Here is a 322-nt window from a genome sequence, read left to right as displayed (position 1 = left end):
GGGTTGTGTGTTGTTTTTTTTTTTTTTTTTTGGGTGTTGTGGTTTTTTTTTTTTTTTTGTGGGTGTGGTGGGTTGGGTTTTGGTTGGGTGGGGGGGCTTTTTTTTTTCCCCGTGGGTTGGTTGTTGTCGCCCCCCCCCCCGCCGGCCCCGGGGGGGGGGGGGGCCGCCGCCTCGCGCCCGGCGCGCAGGAAGGAGAGGCTCTGGGTGGCCTGGGTCAGGGCGCGGTCGTCCTGGATCTGGCGGTCCAGCGCCGGGAGGCGGAGGGCGACGCTCGACTGGCCGGCGAGGTTGTCGTAGGCCCGCAGGCCGAGCGAGCGGCGCT

General features: G+C 65.5%; 1 pseudogene. It reads right to left on the bottom strand.

The features are described from left to right. Positions 1 to 322 (bottom strand): annotated as a pseudogene (locus PUR71_RS00105) (hypothetical protein); the annotation flags it as partial.

This window comes from Streptomyces sp. SP17BM10, assembly GCF_036322405.1.
Taxonomy (GTDB): Bacteria; Actinomycetota; Actinomycetes; order Streptomycetales; family Streptomycetaceae; genus Kitasatospora.
The sequence above is the reverse complement of the archived record's forward strand: the minus strand, read 5'-3'. Positions and strand labels throughout refer to the sequence as shown.